20 protein-coding genes are annotated in these 25,255 nt (G+C 66.7%); 1 reads left to right on the top strand and 19 read right to left on the bottom strand.

All coding sequences use genetic code 11. From position 1 onward, the window contains the following. Window positions 1-70: 70 nt before the first annotated feature. From dctP to ACVJ6E_RS14635, 3 genes are read right to left on the bottom strand one after another with little or no spacing between them, the layout of a single operon-like run. On the bottom strand, window positions 71-1,147 hold the full coding sequence (gene dctP / locus ACVJ6E_RS14645) for a TRAP transporter substrate-binding protein DctP (protein ID WP_158592707.1): 1,077 nt from the start codon (window positions 1,145-1,147) through the stop codon (window positions 71-73). A 25-nt stretch (window positions 1,148-1,172) separates the two neighbouring features. Next, window positions 1,173-1,967: an alpha/beta fold hydrolase gene (locus ACVJ6E_RS14640; RefSeq protein ID WP_158592708.1), complete on the bottom strand. Its 795-nt coding sequence runs from the start codon at window positions 1,965-1,967 to the stop codon at window positions 1,173-1,175. Next, a complete protein-coding gene (locus tag ACVJ6E_RS14635) occupies window positions 1,967-2,518 on the bottom strand; it encodes a cupin domain-containing protein (RefSeq protein WP_067219373.1) in 552 nt (183 codons plus the stop codon). The genes ACVJ6E_RS14640 and ACVJ6E_RS14635 overlap by 1 nt, the downstream gene beginning before the upstream one ends. A 165-nt stretch (window positions 2,519-2,683) precedes the next feature. On the opposite strand from ACVJ6E_RS14635, the gene ACVJ6E_RS14630 reads away from it, so the two are divergent. Next, on the top strand, window positions 2,684-3,616 hold the full coding sequence (locus ACVJ6E_RS14630) for a LysR family transcriptional regulator (RefSeq protein ID WP_120269447.1): 933 nt from the start codon (window positions 2,684-2,686) through the stop codon (window positions 3,614-3,616). A gap of 7 nt (window positions 3,617-3,623) precedes the next feature. Here ACVJ6E_RS14630 and ACVJ6E_RS14625 read toward each other — a convergent pair whose 3' ends face one another. The 16 genes from ACVJ6E_RS14625 to ACVJ6E_RS14550 form a co-directional block, all read right to left on the bottom strand. Continuing rightward, window positions 3,624-4,079: a YaiI/YqxD family protein gene (locus ACVJ6E_RS14625; RefSeq protein WP_120269448.1), complete on the bottom strand. Its 456-nt coding sequence runs from the start codon at window positions 4,077-4,079 to the stop codon at window positions 3,624-3,626. A gap of 130 nt (window positions 4,080-4,209) precedes the next feature. Next, complete coding sequence (locus ACVJ6E_RS14620) at window positions 4,210-4,434, bottom strand: formate dehydrogenase subunit delta (protein ID WP_067219362.1); 225 nt, start codon at window positions 4,432-4,434, stop codon at window positions 4,210-4,212. Then, window positions 4,424-5,239, bottom strand: coding sequence for a formate dehydrogenase accessory sulfurtransferase FdhD (gene fdhD, locus ACVJ6E_RS14615; RefSeq protein WP_067219357.1), 816 nt, complete (start codon window positions 5,237-5,239; stop codon window positions 4,424-4,426). The genes ACVJ6E_RS14620 and fdhD overlap by 11 nt, the downstream gene beginning before the upstream one ends. Before the next feature lie 4 nt (window positions 5,240-5,243). Further along, window positions 5,244-8,114, bottom strand: coding sequence for a formate dehydrogenase subunit alpha (gene fdhF, locus ACVJ6E_RS14610; RefSeq protein ID WP_120269449.1), 2,871 nt, complete (start codon window positions 8,112-8,114; stop codon window positions 5,244-5,246). A gap of 4 nt (window positions 8,115-8,118) precedes the next feature. Then, complete coding sequence (locus ACVJ6E_RS14605) at window positions 8,119-9,675, bottom strand: formate dehydrogenase beta subunit (protein ID WP_120269450.1); 1,557 nt, start codon at window positions 9,673-9,675, stop codon at window positions 8,119-8,121. After that, entirely contained in the window at window positions 9,672-10,151 is a 480-nt protein-coding gene (locus ACVJ6E_RS14600) for a formate dehydrogenase subunit gamma (RefSeq protein ID WP_120269451.1), read from the bottom strand. The genes ACVJ6E_RS14605 and ACVJ6E_RS14600 overlap by 4 nt, the downstream gene beginning before the upstream one ends. A 251-nt stretch (window positions 10,152-10,402) precedes the next feature. Beyond that, window positions 10,403-12,148, bottom strand: a complete 1,746-nt coding sequence (locus ACVJ6E_RS14595) for an OFA family MFS transporter (protein WP_120269452.1) — start codon at window positions 12,146-12,148, stop codon at window positions 10,403-10,405. A 341-nt stretch (window positions 12,149-12,489) separates the two neighbouring features. Next, entirely contained in the window at window positions 12,490-14,538 is a 2,049-nt protein-coding gene (locus ACVJ6E_RS14590; protein WP_120269453.1) for a cache domain-containing protein, read from the bottom strand. Beyond that, window positions 14,531-15,934 carry a sigma-54-dependent transcriptional regulator gene (locus ACVJ6E_RS14585; RefSeq protein ID WP_120269454.1) on the bottom strand — a complete coding sequence of 468 codons (1,404 nt, stop codon included), beginning with the start codon at window positions 15,932-15,934 and terminating at the stop codon, window positions 14,531-14,533. Before ACVJ6E_RS14585 ends, ACVJ6E_RS14590 begins: the two co-directional genes overlap by 8 nt. 249 nt (window positions 15,935-16,183) lie before the next feature. After that, the gene (locus tag ACVJ6E_RS14580) at window positions 16,184-17,335 is read right to left on the bottom strand and encodes an iron-containing alcohol dehydrogenase (RefSeq protein WP_199681262.1); all 1,152 of its coding nucleotides are present in this window, start codon (window positions 17,333-17,335) and stop codon (window positions 16,184-16,186) included. 43 nt (window positions 17,336-17,378) lie between these two features. Next, window positions 17,379-18,362 carry an aldo/keto reductase gene (locus ACVJ6E_RS14575; protein WP_120269456.1) on the bottom strand — a complete coding sequence of 328 codons (984 nt, stop codon included), beginning with the start codon at window positions 18,360-18,362 and terminating at the stop codon, window positions 17,379-17,381. A gap of 37 nt (window positions 18,363-18,399) precedes the next feature. Next, window positions 18,400-20,097: a dihydroxyacetone kinase family protein gene (locus tag ACVJ6E_RS14570; RefSeq protein WP_120269741.1), complete on the bottom strand. Its 1,698-nt coding sequence runs from the start codon at window positions 20,095-20,097 to the stop codon at window positions 18,400-18,402. Between the two features lie 27 nt (window positions 20,098-20,124). Further along, a complete protein-coding gene (locus tag ACVJ6E_RS14565; protein ID WP_120269457.1) occupies window positions 20,125-21,279 on the bottom strand; it encodes a CoA transferase in 1,155 nt (384 codons plus the stop codon). Window positions 21,280-21,355: 76 nt separating this feature from the next. Next, the gene (locus ACVJ6E_RS14560) at window positions 21,356-22,342 is read right to left on the bottom strand and encodes a CoA transferase (protein ID WP_120269458.1); all 987 of its coding nucleotides are present in this window, start codon (window positions 22,340-22,342) and stop codon (window positions 21,356-21,358) included. Window positions 22,343-22,374: 32 nt separating this feature from the next. Further along, window positions 22,375-23,334 (bottom strand): TAXI family TRAP transporter solute-binding subunit, encoded by a 960-nt coding sequence (locus tag ACVJ6E_RS14555; RefSeq protein ID WP_120269459.1) that lies wholly within the window; start codon window positions 23,332-23,334, stop codon window positions 22,375-22,377. Between the two features lie 17 nt (window positions 23,335-23,351). Then, window positions 23,352-25,214, bottom strand: a complete 1,863-nt coding sequence (locus tag ACVJ6E_RS14550) for a TRAP transporter fused permease subunit (RefSeq protein ID WP_158592709.1) — start codon at window positions 25,212-25,214, stop codon at window positions 23,352-23,354. Between the last annotated feature and the right edge of the window lie 41 nt (window positions 25,215-25,255).

Raw genomic sequence — 25,255 nt, 5'->3', positions numbered from 1 at the left:
TTTCCACCTGTTGGACGGACGGCACCGGACGGCAGCCGGCCGGACTGAAAGCCCGGCCGGTAACCGCCACTCAGAACTGGTAGTCCGTCGGGAAGGTGTAGCCTTCCTCGCCGAGGATCCGGATATAGGTCCTCAGCACCTCCGCGGTGGGATAGCCGCGATCTTCCAGGCCGGCAATCGAGGTCACCGGAATGTCAGCCACCGCCCTCGCCCAGCGCGCGCGCTGCTCGTCGGAGAGATCGCGCACGGTGATGCCCTCGGCCGCGAGCTTCTCGGCGAGCTGGCGGTCGCGCTCGGCGCTCCGCTCGGCAACGATCACCGCCGCCTCGGCGGCCACCTCGTCGATGATCGCCACCACGTCCTCGGGCAACCGCTCGCGGGTGTCCTTGTTCATGAAGGAGACGAAGGTCGCCAGCGAGCCGAAGCCGGTCCGGGTGAAGGTCGAGGAGACTTCCTTCAGCTGGAAGGCCTCCATGCCGGAGATGAAGAACAGGCTGCCCTCGGCAAGGCCGGTCTGCATCGCCTGGTAGTGCTCGCCGATGCCGAGATTGACCGGGACGGCGCCGATGGGCACGAAGAGCGGCGCGTTGGTGCCGGCCATGGCGATGCGCCGGCCCTTGAGCTCGTCGATCGCCGTCCAGTCGAAGCTGGTGGCAAGGCCGTAGGCCTCGGTGACCATCATCGACAGGATATGGGCGTTGTAGGGCTCCATGCTCTCCTGCAGGCTCGGCACCTCGGCCAGCATGCGCGAGGCGACGCGCCCCTGCAGCACCGGGTCGGACGTGGTGAAGGGCACCATGGCGCTGTAGTTCAGCAGGGCGGCGCGCGACTGCTCGAAGCCGATGGGCGACAGGCCGATGTCGAGCGTGCCGCGCTGCACCGCCTCGACGGCGCCGTCGACCTTGGCGACGCTGCCGCCCCAGGCCTTGATGAAGCGGATGTCGTGACCCGTGCGCTCCTTGACCCGCTTCTGCACCTCCTCGGCGAAGAACGTGTCATAGGTGGCGATATAGGTCAGGCCGGTGGTGTGCCCGCCGCCCATGCGCAGCAGGAAGCTGTCCGCCTGCGCCCCGAACGTGCCGCAAAGCAGCAGGGCCGCCCCGCAGACGCTGCCGCTAAAACCCTTGATCCACGTGCCCAGTTTCATTTTTTCCCTCCCAGGTATTCCTGCCTCAGATGGCTGCAAGCACTGTGCGTGCAAACTCCTCCGGGGCGTTGACATAAGGATAGTGTCCACCGGAAATTTCCCGGTGGCCCGCCTCCGGCCAGCTGTCGCGGAACAGGGCCCTCGCCCGCTCGCCGACAATCGGATCGTCATGGCAGTCGACCACCGTCACCGGACCGGCGAAGCGCTCGCCCGGCGGTACCGGCAGCGACGAGGTCACTTCCAGCAGGCGCCCCTTGAGATCCTCCGCCGCCAGCCATCCGCTCATGGCCTGCAGCAACAGCTCCGACAGCATCGCGGGCGGGGCCGAGGCCGCGCGCTCGCGCCATTCCTCGCGCAAGCTCGCCGTCGGCGTTGCCGCGATCGCGGCATGGTCGAACAGCGGATGCGGTTTGAGGTCCTCCGCCTCGACGAAGCCGTTGCACAGGATCAAGGCGCGGAACGGCCCGTCCGTGGCGGCGTGCTGCAGCCACCAGGCGCTGTAGGAGCAGCCAAGGGCAACAGGCGCCGCGAGCCCGAGCTCCAGTGCCAGGCGCTCGGTGCGCCGGGCAAGCTCGCTCGGGGCGAGCGTGCCAGGATAGTCGACCAGCACCGGATCCACGCCACCGGCCGCCAGCAGCGGCGCGGCAAGGCAGAAAAACTCCGAAGTGCCGCTCGCCCCCGGCAGCAGCAGCACGGGCCGCCCCGACGGGGAGGCGGACCGGCGAAACGACAGGGCGCCGTCCGCGCCCTGCGTCTTGGGGAAAGCCGCATCCAGGGCGGCAAGCGGCTCTCCCGTCAGATGTGCGCCAGTGGCCGCCATCAGTTTTCCAGCAGGCCCCGCTCGCGCAGCTCGTCCATCGAGCCCGGCGAGAACTCGGCCTTCGGCTGGTTGCCGCCGATCACGAACATCAGCAGATGCTCCTTGTCCGGCTCGTCGAAGGTGATGTTCTCGAAGCGGCGCTGCACGCCCGGGGGGAACGAGATGACGTCGTGCGGGCCGAGCTCGAAGGCCTCGACCTGGCCGTCGACTTCCCACGAACAGCGCCAGCGGCCGGTCATCGGAATGAAGGTCTCGTTGGTGTCGTGGTTGTGCATCATCGGCCCCTTGCCGGGCTTGGCATGGCAATAGCCGAGATTGAAGCCCTCAGAGATCTTGATCGACGCGTTTTCCGCAGCCTGTGCGCCCACCGGCGAGGTGGTGGCGACATCCTCACCCTCCGGCGGCTGGAAGCCGACCACGTTGTACAGCGTGCGCTTGCACTCCGGATGATTGCTGTCCGGCAGTCCGCCGTCGAACCCCTTGAGTTCGGAGAAAAGGGCAACGCGCTTGCGCATCTCCTCACGGGTGACGCGGATCGTCTTCAAAGCCATTACGACCTCCCTGGCCTGGTTGCGTGATAACCGGCATTGCCGGTTTTGCCCTCCGTGCAACTACGGAGAACTATCACGATGGAGAATGGCGCGAGCGGATCGATTGCAGCAATCGGCTGACCTTGATATGCCTTATTCGATATCCGAATAACTGAAGAGTAAGAGATGGCTGGCCCCGACTACAGCCTGAAGGACCTGCGGGCGCTGGACGCCCTGTTGCGCGACCGGCATGTCAGCCAGGCGGCGAACCGGCTCGGCATGAGCCAGCCGGCGATGAGCATGACCTTGAAGCGGCTGCGCACGGTTTTCGACGATCCGCTGCTGATCCGGCAGGGAAACAAGCACGTCCTGACCGACGTGGCGCGCGGCCTGCACGAACGCGTGCAGATCCTGATCCGCGAGATGGAAGGGCTGGTCGACGACAGCGGCGGCTTCGATCCGCTGCGCTCGCGCCGCACCTTCACGCTGATCCTGACCGACTATATCGACGCGATCCTGATCCCCTCGCTGCAACAGCGGTTCCGCGAGCTGGCGCCGGAAGTGCGTCTGCGCATCGTCGGGCCGGACCCGTTCCGCCTCGCGCGCGTCTTCGGCGAGGGCAGCGTCGACCTGACCGTGTCCTATTTTCCCGATGCGCCGGGCGACCTGATCTCGCGCAGGATGTTCTCCGACAGGATGGTGTGCCTTGCCAGGCGCGGCAATCCGGCCCTGTCCGGCGACCTGACACTGGCCGGGTTCTGCAATCTCGACCATGTCGCCATCGAGCCGGCCGAGGCGACCATGTACCGCGCGGTGCTGGACGAATCGCTGGCCAAGCTGAACCTGGTGCGCCGGGTGGCGATCTCCAAGCCGGACTTCGTCGGCGTGCCGTTCCTGCTCGAGCGCTCGGATCTCGTGGCGACCATGCCCGAGCGCCTCGCCCGGCTGTTCACCGCGAAATTCGACCTCGTCACCTTCTCGCCGCCGATGGACCTGCCGCCGCTCGACATCCAGATGATGTGGCACAAGAGCACCCACCTGTCGCCGGCCCATGTCTGGCTGCGCGACCAGGTGATCCAGGTCTGCCGGCAGCAGTCCCCGGGAACCGAGGCGGACTGAGGCTCCTTCAAGCCCCCTTGAGCGCGCGCCGTGCCAGCCGGTCCAGGGACTGCAGGAAGCGGGACCGGTCGCCCTTGGAGAAGGAGCGCCCGCCGCCCTGGTGGAAGGGATCGGCGGCGCGGATGTCCTGCATCAGGTCGCGTGTCGCCAGCCGTCCGCCGATATTGGCGGCATCGAGAACCTGTCCGTCGTGCTGCACCACATGCGCCCCCGCCTTCACGCAGCGGTCGGCAAGCGGCAGGTCGGCGGTGACGACCACGTCGCCGGGACCACACTGCTCGGCGATCCACTTGTCGGCCTCGTCCGGGCCTTCCGCGACGACCTTCAAGGATATCAAGCGGTTGGAGGACGGGCGCAGGCCGCCATTGCATACGAGCACGACCGGCACATCGAGCCGGCTCGCGACGCGCTCCACCTCGTCCTTCACCGGACAGGCATCGGCATCGACATAGATCGTGGTCACGCCCCTACTCCCCTTGCCGCCAAAGCGTTGCGGACGCAGCGTGCCGCGCCGCCCCGGTGCCGGCCCTTATAGGGGGTCTTTCGAGAGAGCGAAATCCGGAGGGCGGAAATCGATGCGACCGGGGCGCCGCTCAGGCCGCCTGCTTCGGCTTGCGGATGGCAGGCGCTGCCTCGACCACCAGCGGATCGAAGCCGGACCCGTTCTCCGCCAGCATGGCGAAGAGCTGGTTGCGCATGCGCGGCTCCCAGAACTTGCTGATGTGATCGGCGATCCCGGCCACCGCCTCGTCATGCGGACGGGTCCGGAAAAAGCCGGCGATCTGGTTGGCCATGTAGGTCAGTTTGTCAGGCGACATCTTTCAGGCTTCCCCCGATGATCCTTTGCGGATGCGTGAAGAGTTCGAATTCGTCGCCGCGCGCGACGGCCGCGAGCGTGATGCCGGCGGCCTCGGCCTCGTCGACGGCAAGGGCGGTGGGCGCGGAGACCGCGACCAGCAGGCCGCAGCCGGCAACCGCCGTCTTCTGGACCAGCTCGATGGACAGCCGGCTGGTGAGAACGACGGCGCCCGTGGCCATGTCGATCCCGGCGCGCGCCGCCGCACCGATCAGCTTGTCGAGCGCGTTGTGCCGGCCGACATCCTCGCGCACCAGGACCAGCCCGCGCTCGCTCTGGTAAAAGCCGGCGGCGTGGACGGCACGGGTGCGCAGGTTCAGCGCCTGCATCTTGGCCATCGCGGCAACGGCCCGCGACACCTCGGCCGGCGCAAGACGCAAGTCGGCGGCGACGGGCGCGGTCTCGCGCATCGCCGCCTCCAGGCTCTCGATCCCGCACAGCCCGCAGCCGACCGGCCCGGCCATCGACCGGCGCCGCTCGGCAAGCCGCTGGCCCGCATCGCCGGCGAGGCTGACCTGCAGGTCGAGGCCGCGGCCGCAATCGACCGTGGCAACCTCCTCGATCTCCGCCACCGAGGCGACAAGCCCCTCGGTCAGCGAGAAGCCGTAGGCCAGGTCCTCCAGATCGGCGGGCGTTGCCATCAGCACGGCATGGGACGTGCCGTTGTAGCTGATCGCAACCGCCGCCTCCTCCGCCAGCTCCCGGGTGGAAGCGGCGAAGCGACCATTGCGATAGGCGGTGCCGGAGGCAGGGCGATGCGTGACCATGCGGTTACTCGGCAGCCTCGATCCGCCGCGACAGGGCCGAGAACTCCTCGTATTTCTCCTGCCAGTCGGTCGGGCCGTTGGACGGCATCACCTGCACCGCCGTCACCTTGTATTCCGGGCAGTTGGTCGCCCAGTCCGAATAGTCGGTGGTGATGACGTTGGCCTGCGTCGTCGGATGGTGGAAGGTGGTGTAGACCACGCCCGGCGACACACGGTCGGTGATCTGTGCCCGCAAGGCCGTCTCGCCGGAGCGGCTGGCGAGCTTCACCCAGTCGCCGTCCTTGACGCCGCGCGTCTCCGCGTCATGCGGATGGATCTCCAGCACGTCCTCCGCATGCCAGACCACATTGGCGGTGCGGCGGGTCTGCGCGCCGACATTGTACTGCGACAGGATGCGGCCGGTGGTGAGCAGCAGCGGGAAACGCGGCCCGGTCTTCTCGTCCGTCGCCACGTAGTCGGTGCGGATGAACCGCCCCCTGCCCCGCACGAAGCCGTCGACATGCATGATCGGCGAGCCGTCCGGCGTCTTGTCGTTGCACGGCCACTGCACCGAGCCCTTCTTGTCCAGCATCTCGTAGGAGACATTGGCAAAGCTCGGCGTCGTCGCGGCGATCTCGTCCATGATCTGCGAAGGATGGGTGTAGGACCAGTTGGCGCCCATGGCATTGGCCAGCATCTGGGTCACTTCCCAGTCCGCGTAGCCGTTGCGCGGCGCCATCACCTTGCGGACCCGGTTGATCCGGCGCTCCGCATTGGTGAAGGTCCCGTCCTTCTCCAGGAAGGTCGAGCCCGGCAGGAAGACATGGGCGTAGTTGGCGGTCTCGTTCAGGAACAGGTCGTGGACGATGACGCAATCCATCGCCGCAAGGCCGGCCGACACGTGACGCGTGTCGGGATCCGACTGCAGGATGTCCTCGCCCTGGCAGTAGAGCCCCTTGAAGGTGCCGTCGACCGCCGCGTCCAGCATGTTGGGAATGCGCAGCCCCGGCTCGTCGGAGATCTCGACGCCCCACATCTTCTCGAAGATGTCGCGCACTTCCTGGCCGTTGACATGCCGGTAGCCGGGCAGCTCGTGCGGGAACGAGCCCATGTCGCAGGAACCCTGCACGTTGTTCTGGCCGCGCAGCGGGTTCACGCCGACGCCCGGCCGGCCGATATTGCCGGTGAGCATGGCTAGGTTGGCGATGCCGATGACCGTGGTCGAGCCCTGGCTGTGCTCGGTGACGCCGAGGCCGTAATAGATCGCACCGTTGCCGCCGCGGGCATAGAGCCGCGCTGCGCCGCGCAGCTCCTGCGCCGGGACGCCGGTCAGCGCCTCGACCGCTTCCGGGCTGTGCTTCGGGTCAGAGACGAACTCCACATAGTCCTGGAACTCGTCCCAGTCGCAGCGCTCGCGGATGAAGGTCTCGTCGAACAGCCCTTCGGTGACGATGACATGCGCCAGCGCCGTCACCACGGCGACATTCGTGCCCGGGCGCAGCGCCAGGTGATGCGAGGCCTTCACATGCGGCGTCTTCACCAGGTCGATGCGGCGCGGATCGACGACGATGAGCTTTGCCCCCTGGCGCAGGCGCTTCTTCAGCCGCGAGGCGAAGACCGGATGGCCGTCGGTCGGATTGGCGCCGATCACCATCACCACGTCCGCATGCTGGACGCTGTCGAAGTCCTGGGTGCCGGCGGAGGTGCCGAAGGTCTGGCCGAGGCCGTAGCCGGTCGGCGAGTGGCAGACACGGGCGCAGGTGTCGGTGTTGTTGTTGCCGAACACCGCGCGCGTCAGCTTCTGCACCAGGTAGGTTTCCTCGTTGGTGCACCGCGAGGAAGTGATGACGCCGATAGCGTCCTTGCCGAGCTCGTACTGAATGGCGCGCAGCTTCGTCGCCGCAAAGCCAAGCGCCTCCTCCCAGGACACTTCCCGCCAGGGATCGGTGATCTTCTCGCGGATCATGGGGCTCAGGATCCGGTCCTTGTGCGCGGCATAGCCGTAGGCGAAGCGGCCCTTGACGCAGCTGTGGCCGCGGTTCGCCTTGCCGTCCTTGTAGGGCACCATGCGCACCAGCTCGTCGCCGCGCATCTCCGCCTTGAACGAGCAGCCGACGCCGCAATAGGCGCAGGTCGTGACCACCGAATGCTCCGGCTGGCCGATCTCGATCACCGACTTTTCCTGCAAGGTCGCCGTCGGGCAGGCCTGGACGCAGGCGCCGCACGAGACGCATTCGGAGGACAGGAAGTCCTCGTGCATGCCCGGCGAGACGCGGCTGTCGAAGCCGCGTCCCTCGATAGTCAGCGCGAAGGTGCCCTGCACCTCCTCGCAGGCCCGCACGCAGCGCGAACAGACGATGCACTTGGACGGGTCGTAGGTGAAATACGGGTTGGTCTCGTCCTTCGGCATCCAGCGGGCGTTGACCTCGCCCAGCCCGTCGCGCGCCTTGACGTGGTTATCGCCCTCATGGCCGTAGCGCACGTCGCGCAGGCCGACCACGCCGGCCATGTCCTGCAGCTCGCAGTCGCCATTGGCAGCGCAAGTCAGGCAGTCGAGCGGGTGATCGGAGATGTAGAGCTCCATCACCCCGCGGCGCAGCTGCTTCAGCCGGCCGGTCTGGGTGTGGACCACCATGCCGTTTTCGGCCGGCGTCGTGCAGGAGGCCGGCGTGCCGCGCCGCCCCTCGATCTCCACCAGGCAGAGCCGGCAGGACCCGAAGGCGTCGACCATGTCGGTCGCGCAGAGCTTGGGGATCTGGATCCCGGTCTCCATCGAGGCCCGCATCACGGACGTGCCTTCCGGCACGGTGACCTCGAAGCCGTCGATGGTCAGCGTGACCGTCTTTTCCGACGTCGATGCCGGTGTGCCGTAGTCGGTTTCCTTGATCAGCGTCATGGGTTTACTCCGCCGCTTCGGCCATCGGCCGGGGGGTGAAATCCTGGGGGAAATGGGTGAGCGCGCTGAGGACCGGATAGGGCGTGAAGCCGCCGAGCGCGCAGAGCGAGCCGGCCTTCATCGTGTCGCAAAGGTCCTTCAGCAGGTCGACCTGCTCGTCAGAGCGCTCGCCGCCCGCGATCTTGTTCAGCGTCTCGACGCCGCGCACGGCGCCGATCCGGCACGGCGTGCACTTGCCGCAGCTCTCGATCGCGCAGAACTCCATGGCGAACCGCGCCTGCTTCAGCATGTCGACGGTGTCGTCGAAGACAACGATGCCGGCATGGCCGATCAGGCCGTCCTGTGCCGCGAAGGCCTCGTAGTCGAACGGCGTGTCGAACAGCGAGGGCGGGAAATAGGCCCCGAGCGGGCCCCCGACCTGCACCGCGCGGACCGGGCGGCCGTTCGCCGTGCCGCCGCCGATCTCGTTGACCAGGGTGCCCAGCGTCACGCCGAAGGCGGTCTCGTAGAGGCCGCCATGCCGGATGTTGCCGGCGAGCTGGATCGGCATCGTGCCGCGCGAGCGGCCGACGCCGAAGTCGCGGTAGAAGGCAGCGCCCCGGTCCATGATCACCGGCACGGAGGCCAGCGAGAGCACGTTGTTGACCACCGTCGGCCGGCCGAACAGGCCTTCCAGCGCTGGCAGCGGCGGCTTGGCCCGCACGATGCCGCGCTTGCCTTCCAGGCTGTTGAGCAGCGAGGTCTCCTCGCCGCAGACATAGGCGCCGGCGCCCACGCGCACTTCCATGTCGAAGGCATGCCGCGAGCCGAGCACCGATGCGCCGAGAATGCCTTCCCGGCGGGCGATCTCGACCGCCTCGCGCATGATCTCGATGGCATGCGGATATTCGGAGCGCGTGTAGATGTAGCCCTTGGTCGCCCCGGTCGCGATGCCGGCGATGGCCATGCCCTCGATGAGCACGAAGGGATCGCCCTCCATGATCATCCGGTCGGCGAAGGTGCCGCTGTCGCCCTCGTCCGCGTTGCAGACGATGTACTTGCGGTCGGCCTCGGCCTTCAGGACGGTGTTCCACTTGATGCCGGTGGGAAAACCGGCGCCGCCGCGGCCGCGCAGTCCGCTCTCGGTCACTTGCGCCACGATATCCGCCGGCTCCATGGCGACCGCGTTCTGCAGCCCGCGCAGGCCCTTGTAGTGGCGATAGTCTTCCAGCGAGAGCGGGTCGGTGACGCCGACACGGGCGAAGGTCAGCCGGGTCTGGCTCTTGAGGAAGGGAATTTCCTTGGTCTCGCCATGGAACAGCGGATGCTCGCCGCCGTCCAGGAACCCGGCCTCGAACAGGCCGGGCACATCCTTTTCGGTGACCGGGCCATAGGCGACACGGCCATGGGCGGTGCGCACCTCGACCAGCGGCTCCAGCCAGTGCATGCCGCGCGAGCCGTTGCGAACGATCCTGGCTTCGATACCGCGGGCGGAGAGCTCGCGCGCGATCGCCCTGGCGACCCGGTCGGCACCGACGGCAAGCGCCGTCGCGTCCCTGGGAACGAAGATCACCGGGGTCATCGGCCTGTCTCCTTCACCAGTTCGCTCATCGCCGCCTCGTCCAGCCGCCCGTGCAACTCGCCATCGAGCATCGCCGCCGGCGCGCAGGAACACAGGCCGAGGCAATAGACCGGCTCCAGCGTGACCCGCCCGTCCGGCGTGGTCTCGTGCCAGTCGATGCCGAGCGCGGAACGCACGCCGTCGGCAAGCGCATCGCCGCCCATGGACTGGCAGGCCTCGGCCCGGCAAATCTTCAGCACATGGCGACCCGTCGGCTCCTTGCGGAAATCGTGATAGAAGCTCATCACCCCGTGCACCTCGGCCCGGCTCAGGTTGAGCTCCTCTGCAATGGTGCGCAGCGCCTCATCGGGCACGCAGCCGAACTCCCTCTGCACCTCGTGCAGGATCGGCAGAAGCGGCCCCTCGAGCTCAGCAAGGTCCTCCACGACCGCCAGCGTCCGTTCCGCGACCTGTCGTGACGACAATTGCAATGACATGCGTTTTCTCCCTCGCCTCGCCCGCTTCCCGGAAAGTCCGAAATGCGCGAAGAAACATCAACATCGCTGTTCCGTTGTGCGATTGCACATCCCTATAGATGAGTAAAATACTCCACTTTTACGCACTCTCCCGCCCGCTCCGCTGAGGATGCGCGGGATCGACCGCGCCGGATGACCGGCGCGCAAAGCAGGATCACGGAAACAGCAGCAAGGAGGTCCGGGGCGCTGGCGCCCCGGACCGTGGGATCGCCTCAGGCCTTGGCCGGCTGCGCACCCTCGGGGCTTGCGCCCTTCGCACCCGCACCCGCGGCACTCTCCATGTGGTGCCTGGCATCGACCGGCCGCACCAGGGCATTGGCCACCAGCGCGATCACCAGCAGTGCCGCCATGGCATACATGGTGGTGTTGTAGAGGCTCGGCGTCGGGTCGACCGTACCGGCCGGCGCGATCTCCATCAGCTGTGCCACCGTCACCGTCTTCGCCGCGACCAGCTGGTCGAGCTGGTCGATGCCCGCGCCGAACTTCTGCGCGAAGGCCTGCGGATCCACCTTGCTCGCAAGGTCCCGCAAGGCGCTGTTGAGCGACATGTTGCGCAGCTCGGTGATGGCGAGCGGACCCAGAACGCCGGCGGTGCTCCAGGCGGTCAGCAGGCGTCCATGGATGCCGCCGACATACTTGGTCCCGAAGATATCGGCGAGATAGGCCGGGATCGTCGCGAAACCGCCGCCATACATCGTGAAGATGATCATGGTGGCGCCGTAGAACATCACCAGCCAGGTCACCGCCGGATCCACGCTGACCTGTGCCGCCGCGAAGGGGATGGACAGGTACAGCAGGGTGCCGAGCACGAAGAAGCAGTGATAGGTGTTCTTGCGGCCGATATAGTCCGACGTGGACGCCCAGAAGAACCGGCCGACCATGTTGAACACCGAGATCATGAACACATAAGTCGCCGCGAAGGCGGAGTTCACGATCAGCGGCAAGGTGGTGCCAAAAATCTCCGACATCATCGTCTTGGCGACGCCGATCACGCCGATGCCGGCGGTGACGTTGAAGCACAGCACGATCCACAACAGGTAGAACTGCGGCGTCTTCAGCGCCTGGTCGATATGGACGTTGTTCTGGGTGATCATCTTGCGCGAGGCTGCATCCGCCGTCGGCGGCGTCCAGCCGGCCGGGCGCCAGCCATCGCGCGGCACGCGGTACGAGAAGGCCGCGATGATCATCACCACCAGATAGACGATGCCCAGGGTGAAGAAGGTGCCGGCGGCGCCCGTGTTGCCGGTACCGGCGACATAGATGCCTTCCTGCAGCGCGACCGGTGCAGCCGCCACTTCCTTGGCACCGGCAAGCACCACCTCGACCAACTGGCCGTTGACCTCCGCAAGGCGTCGACCGCCCTCGGTGACCAGATCGATGGATCCGAGCGCACCGAGATAGTCCGGCGCCTTGTAGAACACGCCGAGCAGCCACTCCTTGATCGGCGTCGCGATCATCGCGCCGCCGCCGAAGCCCATGATGGCCATGCCCGTCGCCATGCCGCGACGGTCAGGGAACCAGCGGATGAGCGTCGACACCGGCGAGACATAGCCGAGGCCGAGACCGCAGCCGCCGAGCACGCCGTAGCCCAGATAGAGCAGCCACAGCTGGTGCGTCATGATGCCGAGGCCGCCGATCAGGAAGCCGCCGCCCCAACACAGCGCGGCCACGACGCCGACCATGCGCGGGCCGACTTCCTCCAGCCACTTGCCGGCAAAGGCCGCCGACAGGCCGAGAAAGACGATGGCGACCGAGAAGATCCACACGACCGACGACAGGCTCCAGTCGCCGGGCGCTGCGGCCACGACGCCGAACTGCTTGATCAGCGGCGGGTTGAAGATGCTCCATGCGTAGACGGAGCCGATGCACAGGTGGATGGCAATGGACGCCGGCGGAACCTTCCAGCGGTTGAAGCCGTCCTCTGCGACGATGTGTTCCTTTTTCAGCCAGTCAAACATGCACCTATTTTCCTCCCGTGCACGGTTGTCGAGGCAGTTCCGGACCGCGTGCCGCGCCGTTGACCGGATCGTCGGCAGTCGCCGGCCGGCTCCTTTGCGGAACCGGATGCCTGCTGCCTGCCCCCCGCGCCCTGCAGGACCTCCCGTCCTGCAGAACCGCGCCAGACCGCCCGCTCGGGCGGCCCGCGTCCAGACAGCGCATCCCCCTTCGCAAGTTCGGCGCCAGTTTGGATGACGGCGGTTTTTCAATGACTTGATAGAAAAGACCCGCGCGTTGCGGACATTTTGTCCACTCGCGTCCGCCTCCACGCCCGCACGGGCTGGACATTTTGTCCGAAGGATCAGGAGGCGCCGGCCAGCGGCTCCTCGGGCAGCCAGATGGTGAAGACGGTGCCCGCTCCCGGCGCGCTGCGGACCCGGATCTCGCCGCCCTGCCGGCTGACCAGCGTCTGGGTGATGGACAGGCCGAGGCCCGTCCCCTGCCGGCTCTTGGTCGTGTAGAACGGATCGAAGACGCGGGAGAGCACCTCCTCGCTCATGCCGACGCCCGTATCGGCGACCTCGACCGTCACTCCCGGCACCCCATCGCGCTGCGTGTCGGCGGTGGCCAGCGACAGCCGCCCGCCCTGCGGCATCGCATGGATGGCGTTGACGATGAGATTGATCAGCACCTGCTGCAACTCGGTCCGGTTCATCAGGATGGCGCGGGTCGCCCGCATCTCGCGCACCACCTCGATCTCCGTGCGCCGCAGGAGATGGCGCACCAGCGGCAGACAGTCGGAAATCACCTCGTCGGGCGCATGCCGGTCGGCATAGCCGGCATATTCGTCGGGCTTGGCGAATTGCAGCAGCTTCATCACGATCTGGTTGATCCGGTGGACCTGCTCGTCGATCAGCCGGATCTCCGTCCCGGCGACCTTCGCATGCTCGCCGAGCAGCATCCGCAACACCTCCAGATTGCCCTGGATGACGGCGATGGGATTGTTGATCTCATGCGCGACGCCGGCGGTGATCTCGCCGATGGCGGCGAGCTTTTCCGACATGATCAGCTGCTTGGTGGTTTCCTCGAGCTGCCGGTTGGCCTGCATCAGGTCGCGCGTGCGCTCCTCCACCCGGGCATTCAGCTCCTCGTTCCAGGACCGCAGCTGCCGGTCGCTCTCCTGCACCTGGTCCAGGAGATGGTCGAGATGCTGCGCGACCCGGGCGATCTCGTCGCTGCCCCCGCCCGGGCGCGTGCGTGCGCCAAGGTCCCCGTGCTCCACCCGCGCGATGGTGTCCGTCATCCGCTCCAGCGGTTTGAACACGCCTCGGGCCCAGCGCAGGAACAGCGGCACGCTGCCCGCCGTCACCAGAAGGAAGCCGATGAGAACCGCGGCGAGCGTTGCGACCTTCTCCTTCTGGAACGGCGTTTCGAGAAAACCGACATAGAGCATGCCGACCCGTTCCCCGCGGCTGTCGGTGATCGGCTCATAGGCGGAGATGTACCAGTCGTTGACGACGAAGGCGCTGTCGAGCCAGACCTCGCCCCGGCCAAGGACGCGCTCGCGCACCGCCGCCGAGACCCGCGTGCCCAGCGCCCGGCGGTTCTCGAACAGGCGCACATTGGTGCTGATCCGCACATCCTCCAGGAACAGCGTGGCGGTGCCCTGGCTGCCCTCCGGCAGGCTGGCCTCGCGGTAGACGAGGTCGTTGATCGTGTCGATGAAGACGAGGTTCTGGTTGAGCAGGATGCCGCCGACCAGCGCTGCGGAGGAGGCATCCGGCAGCCGTGCCGGACTGGCCGAATGCACCACCATGCCCCGCGTCTCGGCGGTGCGCTGCGTCGGCACCGCATTCGGCGTCGCGATCAGGTCGAGGCTCGCGCGCGCTGCGAGATCAGGCGAGATGCCGGCAAGGTCCTCGCCGTCGAAAATGTCGACGCTGCTGGACGGGGCACCGGCCATCGCCCGCTCGACCACCGGCCAGTCCCGGTCCGTCGGCGGACGCGCCCCGGCCGGCGAGACCGCGCGGACGCTGCCGTCCTTGCCGACGAGATAGAGAAAATCGAGGCCCATTTGCGCGCGGATGCGCTCCAGCAGCGCTGCTAGAGCGGTGCCATCGCGTGCAGAGACGATGTCGCGGAACTCCGCCGACTTGCCGAGCGCATCGAGACGCTCGCCGGTGTCCTCCAGGATGCGGGTGAAATACTGGTGCGCGACCGTGAGATCGGCATTCACCTTGGTCTTGAGCAGGGCGTCGAACTTGGAGTTCCAACGCACCATCGCCCAGCCGAGGAAGAGCGGCAGCACCACCAGCGTCGGCAACAAGGCGATGGCAAGCAGGCGGACGCGAACCGACAGGCGGCTTCCGTGCAGTCCCCTTCCCCGAGCCCGCGCCGAAGGTTCAGCCATTCCAGTCGGCAAGCTTGCGGTCGATGGTCTTGCGCGAGATGCCGAGCCGGCGCGCGGCCTCGGCCCGGTTGCCCTCGCTCTCGTCCAGAACCGCCAGGATGTGCCGGCGCTCGATATCCTCCAGAAGATCCGTCCGGCTCGGCGCCGGCGCAATCGGCTGAGTATCCGTCTTGCGGGTCAGCTCCGCCGGAAACCGGCCGAGGATCAGCGAGCGCTCGATCATGTTGCGCAGCTCTCGGACATTGCCCGGCCACTCGTAGGCCCGCAGGCCGGCGACCACATCCGGCCCGATGGGCACGGGCGGCATGCCGAGCTGCACGGCAAGCTTGCTCATGAACAGTTCGGCCAGTTCGAGAATGTCGTCCCCGCGCTCGCGCAGCGGCGGCATCTCGATCTGCAGCACGTTGATCCGGTAGAACAGGTCCGCTCGGAACCGTCCCGCCTCCACCTCGCGCTCCAGGTCCGCATTGGTCGCGAAAACGAACCGCAGGTCGACCGGCACCTCGCGTTCGGACCCGATGGGCCGCACCCGCCGGTCCTCGATGGCCCGCAGCAGCTTGCTCTGCAGCGGCATCGGCAGCTCGCCGATCTCGTCGAGGAACAGCGTGCCGCCCTGCGCATGCATGAACAGGCCCTCGCGGTTGGACGCCGCCCCCGTGAACGCGCCCTTCAGATGGCCGAACAGCTCCGCCTCGATGACGTCGGCGGGAATGGCCGCGCAATTGACCGGCACGAAAGGCTTGGCCGCACGATCCGACAGCTCGTGGATGGAACGCGCGGCCACCTCCTTGCCGGTGCCGGATTCGCCCGTGATCAGGACCGAGGTCGGCAGCGGCGCGACCCGGGCGATGGTGTCGCGGATCTCGCCGATCTCTGCGGAATGGCCGATCAGCTTGTCGCGCAGCAACAGATGGTCGGAGGTCGCGTGCAGCTGGTGACGCAGCAGCTGGTTCTCGCGCAGCAAGGTCACCCGGTCGAGGCAGCGCGCCACCGCATTGAGAAGCTGATTGGAGCGGAAGGGCTTGAGCACGAAGTCGACGGCGCCGGCCCGCAGCGCCTGGATCGCCGTCTCCAGATCCGCATAGGCGGTCATCAGGATCGCATGGGCGAAAAAGCCGATCTCCCGCTGTTCGGCGAGCCATTCGACGCCGGTCTTGCCCGGCATGATATTATCGAGGATCACCACATCGAAGTGATGCCGATCCAGCATCACGGATGCGGCGGCGGCATCCTCGGCTTCGGCGATGTGCTTGCAGTGCGGCGCCAGCGTCCGCACCAGGAAATTGCGCATGCCCGGCTCGTCGTCGACGATGAGGATCGCGGCCTGCGACAGCCATGGCCCGAACTCCGCATCAACGGACGCATCCGCTACACGCCTCAGCGATCCCGTGCACATGATCTGCCTCCCCCCGGAGTTTTCTGTTGTTCTGTGCCTATTTCTCCCAAGAGATAGCACAACCATAACAGGCAGCATAACGTCCTTGAGCGAAATGCGCGGAACTCAGGCCGGAGGGCAAAGACCATCGCGGCCGCAGGCAAAGGCCCCCTGCGGCAAGCCGGCGGAAAGCGGAGAGGAACAAAAACAGCCCGGCCGCATATCCGCGACCGGGCCTTGGGGAAGGAAGGACTGTTCAGAGTGTGGCGCTCAGGCAGCCAGAGCCAGAATCTCTCGCACTTCGCTCGCGCCGATATCCTGCCGCTCTCCCAGCGCCGTCTGATCCGCACGCAGGAGGTGATCGACGAGGCTGTCCGCGTCAAAGTCCGCAATTGCCTGTGAGATCCGTACCGGGCAGCCCATGCGGACCATGAACGCCTCGGTCTTCACAATCGCGGCCTCGGCGACCGCACGGTCGTCGTCTCCTTCGATGCGCCAGACACGGCGGCCGTAGCGCGCCAGCATCGCCTGCTTGGCGTCCAGCCGGTGGCGCAGCAGCGACGGCATCACCATGGTCAGAGTGCGCGCATGGTCGATGCCGTAGAGGGCAGTGATCGCATGGCCGATCATGTGGGTCGACCAGTCCTGCGGCACGCCTGCGCCGACAAGCCCGTTCAGTGCCTGGTTGGCGGCCCACATCACGTTCTCGCAAGCCTCCATGCTACGGGTCTCAACCAGGACGGGGCCCCATTCGATCAGCACTTCGAGCAGGGTCTCGCTGAACCCGTACTGCACCGGCGTATTCACCGGCATCGTCAGGTACTGTTCCAGCACATGGGTGAGGGCATCGACGACGCCATTCTCGAGCTGCCGGCGCGACAGGCTGAGCATCGTCGCCGGATCCATGATCGCGAAGGCCGGCCGCACGGCCTGACTGGCGAAGGGGATCTTCAGCTCGCGGCCGTGGTTGGAAATCACCGAAACCGGGTTGCTCTCCGAGCCGGTGGCCGGAAGCGTCAACACCGCGCCGTTGGGAACGGCCGGAGCCGAGCCGTATCCCTTCACGAACGCGTCCCACGGATCGTCGCTGTCCGAGGCGATCATGGCGGAGAGGAACTTCGCCGCGTCGATTACCGAGCCGCCGCCGACTCCAAGAACGAAGTCCACGCCGTTTTCCCGGGCGAAGGCCGATGCCTTCTGCAGAGTCTCGTAGACCGGGTTCGGCTCGACGCCGCCGAACTCGGCCCGGCGGCGCTCGCCGAGAGCTGTGACGACCTGATCGTAGACGCCGTTCTTCTTGATGCTGCCGCCGCCATAGAGAAGCAGGACGCAGGCATCGGCAGGCACCAGATCGGCCAGGGCGGCGATCTGCCCCTGACCGAAGCGGATGTCGGTGGGATTGCAAAGCTGGAACTGAATCACTCTTGGTCTCCGATCGTCATGCCATGCTGCTCGCCAAGGGGACTCAGCAGTAGCGCTCCGGCCCGATGGCGCGCTCGTCCGAGTAGCGGTCGCCATGGGCGAACCCGACCGGCAGCACTTCCTCGATCTCGGCGACATCCGCCGGCGTCAGCACGATGCCGCCGGCCAAGGCGTTCTCGCTCATGTGAGCCGCCGACCTCGTCCCCGGGATCGCGATGATGTTGGGAGCCTTGGCCAGCACCCAGGCGAGCGCCAACGCCGCCGGCGAGACGCCGCGTGCCTGCGCGAAGGCGCGAAACCGCGCGATGCGCTCGGCATTGTGCGAGAAATTCGGCTCGGTGAACCGCGGGCTCGTGACCCGGAAGTCGGCCGGCGAGAACGCTGTCGGGTCAGGCATCTTGCTGGTAAAGACGCCTCGGCCCAGCGGCGAAAAGGCGACGAAGGCGGTTCCAAGCCGCTGGCAAGCCTGGAGCATTCCCAGTTCCGGCAAACGCGTCCAGAGCGAATACTCGTTCTGGACCGCAGCAACCGGATGGACCGCGCTCGCCCGCTCCAGTGTCGAGGGCGCGACCTCCGACAGGCCGATGGCGCCGATCTTGCCCTCTTCCTTGAAGCGGACCATCGCCTCCATCACCTCTTCTATCGGACGCTCCGACTCGCGGCGGTGCAGGTAGAAAAGCTCGACATGATCGCGCTTCAGCCGCTTCAACGAGGCTTCGAGACACTCGCGCAGATAGGCCGCCGAATTGTCGTAGCGCCGCGGGCTGACCGGCACGATGCCGGCCTTGGTGGCAAGGACGAACGGATGGTTGCGGGTCGACAGGTATTTGCCGACCGTCTCCTCCGACACGCCCTTGCCGTAGATGTTGGCGATGTCGAGCAGGGTAACCCCGCTTTCCGCCGCCGCATCGAGCACCGCGAAGCTTTCCGCTTCGCTCGTTGCGCCGTAATCGCCGCCGAAGCTCATGCAGCCGAGACCGACGACGCCGACCTGCGGCCCTCCATTGCCCAAAGCACGTTTTTGCATGTCGCCGGTCTCTCCTTGTCGTCTCTCTCAATCCGCCTCAGCCGCGCAGCGACCTCGCAAGCGCATCCATCCAGATAGCGACGGCCGTTGCGCCGGCATCGGGATGTCCGAGCACACGCTCGCCGAGATAGCTCGCCCGCCCGAGCTTCGGCGTCATCTCGGCGGTTTTCGCGGCGCCCTGCGCGGCGCCTGCAGCGGCGGCGTCGAATGCCTCAAAGCCACCACGCCCCTCGGCCCGCGCCGCGCGCCATGCCTGGATCGCACCGGAAAGCGCATCGAGCATCGTCCGGTCGCCGGGCCTTGCACCGCCGGTCGCAGACACGGCCTCGGCGGCCTCGGCCAGAGCCTTGCCCCACAGATCGGCGGACGGCGAAACCTCGCCCTCCAGCAGCCTTGCGACCCGCATCAGGGCAATCGCATAGAAGGGACCGGAGCTGCCGGCGATCTCGCGGCGCAGCGCCAGCGCCAGTGCATCGAGAGCCTTGGACGGCGTCGAGAACCTGGCGGCTGCGACACCGCGAAGCGCCACGGCCCCGCGCACCATGCTGGCGCCGAGATCTCCGTCACCGGCGACGCTGTCGAGTTCCGTCAGCTTCTGCTCCGCCGCATCGAGCTCCTCGGCAATCGCCAGCATGGCCTTGCGTACCGCGTCGGAAACGGGGCCGTCGGTTTCGCCGGCGAGAATGTCGTCGGTCGCCACAGGCGCCTTTACCGCAACCTTCTCCGCAAGCAGACCCGGCCCGGGCCAGGCCGGCGCCACGGTCGCCTCGTCGATCAGCGCGGAGAGTTCGTCGTCCAGCGGCATCAGCGACAGGGAGCAGCCCGGCATCTCCAGCGCCGTCATGAAGTTTCCGGCCCACACGCGTGCGACCTTCACGCCGCGGCGGGAGAGATCGCCGAGCGCATTGCTCGCCACGATCATCAGTTCGAGCTGGGTGGTCGCACCGAGACCGTTGACGACGAGCGCCACCGGCTCGCGGGACCGCTCGCCCAGATCCTCGACGAGGCGGTCGAGCATATCGGAGACGATGCGGCTCGCCGGCAGCATGGCGGAGCGGCGCGCGCCCATTTCGCCGTGAATGCCGAGACCGAACTCGATCTCCTCATCTCCGAGCGTGAAGCTCGGAGCCTTCGCCGAGGGCAGCGTGCAGGACCCAAGGGCGACACCCATGGAGCGGACTGCATCGGCCGCACGGCCAGCCAACTGGGCAACCGCGGCAAGATGCCGACCCTGCTCGGCCGCAGCGCCCGCAACCTTATGCACCAGGACCGTGCCGGCGATGCCGCGCCGCCGCTCCTGCGCGACGATGCCCTCGAGCGCCGCATCGTCGCCCACGACAACGATCTCGACCGGAATGCCGCCGGCGCGGGCGATCTCGGCCGCCAGGCCGAAATTGAGCCGGTCGCCCGTGTAGTTCTTGACGATGAGAAGCGCGCCGGCCGGCCCCGCCGTCGCCTGAATGGCTTCGAGCACCGCATCAACGCTCGGCGAGGTGAACACATCGCCCAGCACCGCCGCCGTCAGCATGCCGGCACCGACATAGCCGGCATGCGCGGGCTCATGGCCGCTGCCACCGCCGGAGATGATGGCGACCTTGCGGTGCTCCGGCGCCGGCAGGTCGGCGCGCAAGACCACATTCCGGCCAGCGATCCTGGTCAGTCCGGGCTGCACGGCGACCAGGCCAGCAACCATTTCTGCAACGGCATTCGCGGGATCGTTGATCAGCTTCTTCATGTCCATTCCTCAGATGTGGTCACACGCTCAAGCCGGTGCTTGCGCCAAAACGCCCTGCACGACAAGCTCGTGATAGGTGTCCTCGCTACGCTTGAGCAGGTCGACCACAATATTCCGGTTGTGTTCGCCCAAGCGCGGCGCGGTGTGCCGCACTTTCATCGCTTCGCCGTCGATCGTCCAGGGCAAGCCCTTGACCGGCTTGCCGTCCGGGGCGATGGCGAAGGCCGGTCCCACCGCCTCCGGCGTGTCCAGCGAAGGAAGATCGCACACCCGCCGGGCGAGACTGGCACTGACGCCGACACTTTCCAGGCAGGCGAGTGTCTCGGCCGCATCCCGCCCGCTGATCCAGGCGCCAAGCCTCTCTGCATCGAGGGCATCCCAGCCAAGACGCCCGCACAAACGCACGGCCGCGGCATCAGAGCTCACCGAGACGGCGATCCACTGTCCATCGCGAGCCGGAAAGACGCCTTGCAGAAGATCGGGCGCCCCCGCGCCCGCATCGGGCACAAGTCCATGCACCGCCTCGACGACCTTCTCGCCGAGCATGAACGCCGTCACCTCGCGCTGGGAGATGTCGACATGGCGCGCAAGGCCGGTGCGACGGCTCTCGATCACCGTGGAGATGATCAAGCCGGTCGCGATCAACGAGACCACCTGGTCGGGATAGTTGAGCGCCTGGCCGCTGATGAAGGGGGGCTCCTCGGCGCTGTAGCGCACGAGATCGGCAAAGCCGCTCGACGCCTCGAGCGTCGAGCCGAAGGAGACGGCGCCCGCATCCGGGCCGGTCACGCCCTGGCTCGAGACGGAGCCGAGCACGATCCGCGGGTTCGCCTGCCGGAGAGCGTCGAAGCCGAGCCCCAGCCGGTCGAGAACGCCGACACTGAAATTCTCCACGACCACATCGCTCACCGCCACCAGGTCGAGCAAAAGCGCCCGTCCGCTCTCGGACTTCAGGTCGACGCAAAGCCCCTTCTTATTCCTGTTGGTGAAGTGGAAATGCGGAGAGGCATTCCACCAGTCCTCGACGCCGGCAGCCCCGGCCCATCTGCGAAAGGGGTCGATGTAGCTGGGGCCTTCCACCTTGATCACTTCGGCACCGAGATCGGCAAGCAGGGCGGAGGTGCTGGCGCCTGCCGTAATGATGCCAAGGTCCACGACGCGAAGACCGTCTAATGGTTTCATGAATACGCTCTCCGACTGGTTCCGTATGGCGCGCCGGCCGGACCTCCGGCGGCAAGGCCCGCGATTGCGTGTGTCCTCAAGCTCCCGCCCACACGGCCGGAAGCCGCGCCACGCCGAATGTCGGCGAGGCAGCGTCGAGATCGAGGAAGGATCGGTCCAGCATCTGTCGATCCGCGATCAGGTCCGCGATCTTCAGCACCGGCCCGAACGGCAGCTTGCCGGCGCGGGCCGCCTCGACGATGTCAGAGCGGGTGCAGGTCCGGGCCCAGTCGGCAAGGATCGTGTTGAACGCCGCGATGTTCTCGCGCCGCCCCTTCAGCGTTGCGAACCTCGGGTCGTTGAGCGTCTCGTTTCCGACCAGGCGCGCCAGGGTCGGAACGTCCTTGTCCTGGAAGACGACCGCGATGTAGCCATCGCGGCAGGCGAAGGCATTCCAGTCCTCGGGCCGCCCGATGCCGGCATCGAGCTGGCCGAAACTGGCCGCGAGGAAGTGCTTCCAGTTGAGCCATTCGGCGACGTCGACCACGCAGACCTCGGAGCGGGGGCGGGTGCCATGAACCGTTTCGGCGAAAACGGACGACACCAGCGCGTCGAAGGCGGCAGCACCGGCCGAGTAGGCGGCCTGGTTTCCCGGCATGGCCAGCGGCGGGCGGCCCAGCTCACCCATGATGTCGAGCAAGCCGGCGCTCGCCAGCACCGTCAATTCGCTCCCGCAGGGCGCATCGGCGGCATCTGCACGCACCAGGACGCTCACACCCCGGTCCCAGGATGCTGCCAGTTGGGGATCGCAGGTGAGCAGATCGGCGGGGCCAGCCGGTAGGGCGCCGGCCAATGTCTTTCCGTGATTGAGGAAGCGCGATACCGAACGCCTGCCGTCCGGCAGCACCTTCCCCCACGACTTGAGCGGGTCGCCGCCATCAACGCTGATGCACACGACATCGGCTCCGAGATCGGCGGCAATACGCCCTGCGAAGGCGATTGACAGTTCGGCGACATCGCCCACGCCGCTTCCGTGAAGTTCCACGAGCGTACGCCCGGACAACGGCTTGGGAGCCGGCACCATGATATCCTCCTTCGCAGGGCTATCGGGTCGGATCAGTCCATCAGGCCCTGTTCGCGCAGGTACCGTTCCGTGCCGGGGTGCAGCGGCGGATCGACGTTCAGCGCGGCATGGTCGATGCTGACCTGGGCGAAGGCCGGGCTCGCCGGCTGCGCGCCTTCCCAATAGGCCTTGGTGAAGGCATAGACCGCCTCTTCCGACGCATCTTCGCGAACGAAGAGGACTTCCGGATAGGCGAAGGTCGCGACCTCGTTTTCCTGTCCGGGATAGGTGCCGGCCGGGATCGACACGCGCAGCATGGTGCCGCGATACGCTTCGTTCAGACGCTCGAACACCTCGTCCGGGATCGGCAGCACGTCGACGGGCTTGGAGGCCGACACCTGCAGCACCGAGCTGGAGGGCATCGGCTGGCCGTTGCAGGTGGCGTCGACGATGCCGTTGCTGAGCGCATCATAGCTGCCGCTCGTGGCGATCTCGAAGATGCGGAAGTCCGTGAACGCCATGTCGAACGCCGCCAGCAGGTTCTGGTTGATGGCGTGGGTCGCGGTGGCCGGTACGTTGACGTTGAGCTTCTTGCCCTTCAGGTCGTCGAAGGACTTGATGCCGGAGTCCGCCAGAACGACGCACTGGAACGTTGCAGTGGTGACCGGAAACAGGCGGCGCAGCGGAGCAAAGGTCTCCTTGGCATTCGGCAGCGTCTCGAACTTGCCGGTGCCGCGCCACGCATCGCCGAGCTCGGACAGCAGCGTCAGGCCGGACTGGACCTCGCCGGAAGCGACCAGACCGAGATTGTCGTTGAAGCCGCCCGAGGTCTGGGCCGAGACCGACAGCTCCTTCTGCTTGCTGTTGACGTTCTCGGCGATGGCCGAGCCGTTGATATAGGGGCCGGAGCCGGTGCTCGACGTGGCGATGGACCAGCGCTCCTGCGCGTTGGCGGCGACCGTGAAGGCAAGCACCGAGGTTGTCAGGGCAAGGCCGAGTTTCATGAGCTTCATTGTGATTTCCTCCCGAATTATCCAGAAATTCCACTTGCGACAGAACGAGATGCACGGAAACGCGCAAGCGAGACGCTTCCGAGAACCAGGGCCAGTCCGAGAGCGTCGGTGATCAGGCCGGAATGGATGAGAAAGATCGAACCGGCGGCGAGCGCGAGCCGCTCGAGGATCGAAAGCGGCCAGCCGCACCAGCCGAGCATCGCTCCGGCAATGCCCACCGTGCCGATGGTCGCCATGGCCATAGCCATGCTGATCTCGACGGCGGTTCCCTGGAACAGCAGGGCCGGCGAATAGACGAACATGAAAGCGATGATGAAGCCGGGCAGCGAGTAGTAGAACGACCAGATGCCGGTCTTCCACCAGTCCGCCTTGGCGATCGAGGCGGCGACGATGGCCACCATCGCCACCGGCGGCGTCGAGCCGGACTTGATCGCGAAGTAGAAGAGGAAGAGGTGCGCGGCCAGCGTCGAGACGCCGACGATCTCCAGTGCCGGCGCGACGAAGAGCGCGAGCAGCACATAGGCGATCGGCGTCGGCATGCCCATGCCGAGGATCGTTGCCGCCACCACAGCAAGGACCAGCGTCCAGATCATCTCGCCGCCCGTGCCGAGCAGCATGATTTCCGTCAGCCGCGGGGCAAGGCCGGTGGTGACCATCGCCTGCTGGATGAAGCCGACGGCGGCAATCAGGGCGGCGACCGAGGCGGCCGAGCGAGCTCCCCGGTCGAAGACGGACAGGATCTGCCCGAAGCTCATTCGCGAGGAGGCACGCAGCATGGCCACGACGATGGACACCAGCACCGCGATCATGCCGGCGTAACCGGGCGTCAATCCCTCCCACATCAGCAGGTAGAACAGGATCGCCGGCGGGATGAGCAGATGCCAGCCGTCGTAGAGCACCTGGCGGGCGCTCGGGATCTCCGAACGGTCGAGCCCCTTCAGCCCAAGCTTGACCGCCTCGAAATGCACGACGGCGAAGATCGAGACGAAATAGAGCAAGGCCGGCAACAGGGCGGCGAGCGCGATGGAGGCATAGGGAATGCCTGTCATCTCCGCCATGATGAACGCGCCCGCGCCCATGATCGGCGGCAGGAATTGTGACCCTTCGGAGGCCACCGTCTCGACCGCGCCGGCCTTGTATCCGGGCAGGCCGTTCTTCTGCATCAGCGGGATGGTGAAGGTGCCCGTTGTGGCGACATTGCCGATGGACGAGCCGACCATGGTGCCCAACCCTGCGCTCGCCACCACCGCCGACTTCGCCGGACCGCCGACGCGGTGGCCGAAATAGGCGTTGCACATGTCCATGATGAACTCGCCCGTCTTGGTCCTGGCCATGGCCGAGCTGAGCAGCATGAACATGAAGAGATAGGAGGCGGCGACGTTGAGCCCGAACCCGAAGATCCCCTCACCCGTATAGGCGGTGAGGTAGATAAAGCGGCGCAGGTCCATGCCGGAATGACCGAGCACACCGGGAAGCAGGTTGCCGAACAGGATGTAGAGGATGCCGATGACGCTGAGAAGGAAGAAGGCGATGCTTTCGCGCCGCGCCGCTTCCAGGACGACGAGGACGAGAACACCGCCGAAGACCAGATCCCCGGTCGTCAGGAAGGATGCTCCCCAGGACGCCAGGATGCGGTCGAGATTGATGACGATATGCGCCGTCGCCGCCAGGGTGCCGATGACGCAGAGCCAGTTGATCGCGCGAAGATAAAGCGGATCCTTGATCAGCCTGCCTTCGCGCTCGAGAAAGTAGATCGTGAACGAGGCTGCCAGGAAGATCGCCAGATGCACCAGGGTGGTGCGGTAGGGCCCGAACAGCGTCGCGTAGATCATGTATGCGGAAAACGCGACCGCGGTGACGGAAATGACCTTCTGGATCATCGTCCTGTATGCGGTGCCTTGGTCTCCTCCCAGAGCAGTCA

This window comes from Stappia sp. G46H5W (assembly GCF_058448995.1).
This window is presented reverse-complemented; position numbering and strand designations above follow the sequence as displayed.

Coding starts and splice junctions, on each gene's coding strand:
- dctP (WP_158592707.1), bottom strand. CDS start 1,147: ATGAAACTGGGCACGTGGATCAAGGGTTTTAGCGGCAGCGTCTGCGGG.
- ACVJ6E_RS14640 (WP_158592708.1), bottom strand. CDS start 1,967: ATGGCGGCCACTGGCGCACATCTGACGGGAGAGCCGCTTGCCGCCCTG.
- ACVJ6E_RS14635 (WP_067219373.1), bottom strand. CDS start 2,518: ATGGCTTTGAAGACGATCCGCGTCACCCGTGAGGAGATGCGCAAGCGC.
- ACVJ6E_RS14630 (WP_120269447.1), top strand. CDS start 2,684: ATGGCTGGCCCCGACTACAGCCTGAAGGACCTGCGGGCGCTGGACGCC.
- ACVJ6E_RS14620 (WP_067219362.1), bottom strand. CDS start 4,434: ATGTCGCCTGACAAACTGACCTACATGGCCAACCAGATCGCCGGCTTT.
- fdhD (WP_067219357.1), bottom strand. CDS start 5,239: ATGGTCACGCATCGCCCTGCCTCCGGCACCGCCTATCGCAATGGTCGC.
- fdhF (WP_120269449.1), bottom strand. CDS start 8,114: ATGACGCTGATCAAGGAAACCGACTACGGCACACCGGCATCGACGTCG.
- ACVJ6E_RS14605 (WP_120269450.1), bottom strand. CDS start 9,675: ATGACCCCGGTGATCTTCGTTCCCAGGGACGCGACGGCGCTTGCCGTC.
- ACVJ6E_RS14600 (WP_120269451.1), bottom strand. CDS start 10,151: ATGTCATTGCAATTGTCGTCACGACAGGTCGCGGAACGGACGCTGGCG.
- ACVJ6E_RS14595 (WP_120269452.1), bottom strand. CDS start 12,148: ATGTTTGACTGGCTGAAAAAGGAACACATCGTCGCAGAGGACGGCTTC.
- ACVJ6E_RS14590 (WP_120269453.1), bottom strand. CDS start 14,538: ATGGCTGAACCTTCGGCGCGGGCTCGGGGAAGGGGACTGCACGGAAGC.
- ACVJ6E_RS14585 (WP_120269454.1), bottom strand. CDS start 15,934: ATGTGCACGGGATCGCTGAGGCGTGTAGCGGATGCGTCCGTTGATGCG.
- ACVJ6E_RS14575 (WP_120269456.1), bottom strand. CDS start 18,362: ATGCAAAAACGTGCTTTGGGCAATGGAGGGCCGCAGGTCGGCGTCGTC.
- ACVJ6E_RS14570 (WP_120269741.1), bottom strand. CDS start 20,097: ATGAAGAAGCTGATCAACGATCCCGCGAATGCCGTTGCAGAAATGGTT.
- ACVJ6E_RS14565 (WP_120269457.1), bottom strand. CDS start 21,279: ATGAAACCATTAGACGGTCTTCGCGTCGTGGACCTTGGCATCATTACG.
- ACVJ6E_RS14560 (WP_120269458.1), bottom strand. CDS start 22,342: ATGGTGCCGGCTCCCAAGCCGTTGTCCGGGCGTACGCTCGTGGAACTT.
- ACVJ6E_RS14555 (WP_120269459.1), bottom strand. CDS start 23,334: ATGAAGCTCATGAAACTCGGCCTTGCCCTGACAACCTCGGTGCTTGCC.
- ACVJ6E_RS14550 (WP_158592709.1), bottom strand. CDS start 25,214: ATGATCCAGAAGGTCATTTCCGTCACCGCGGTCGCGTTTTCCGCATAC.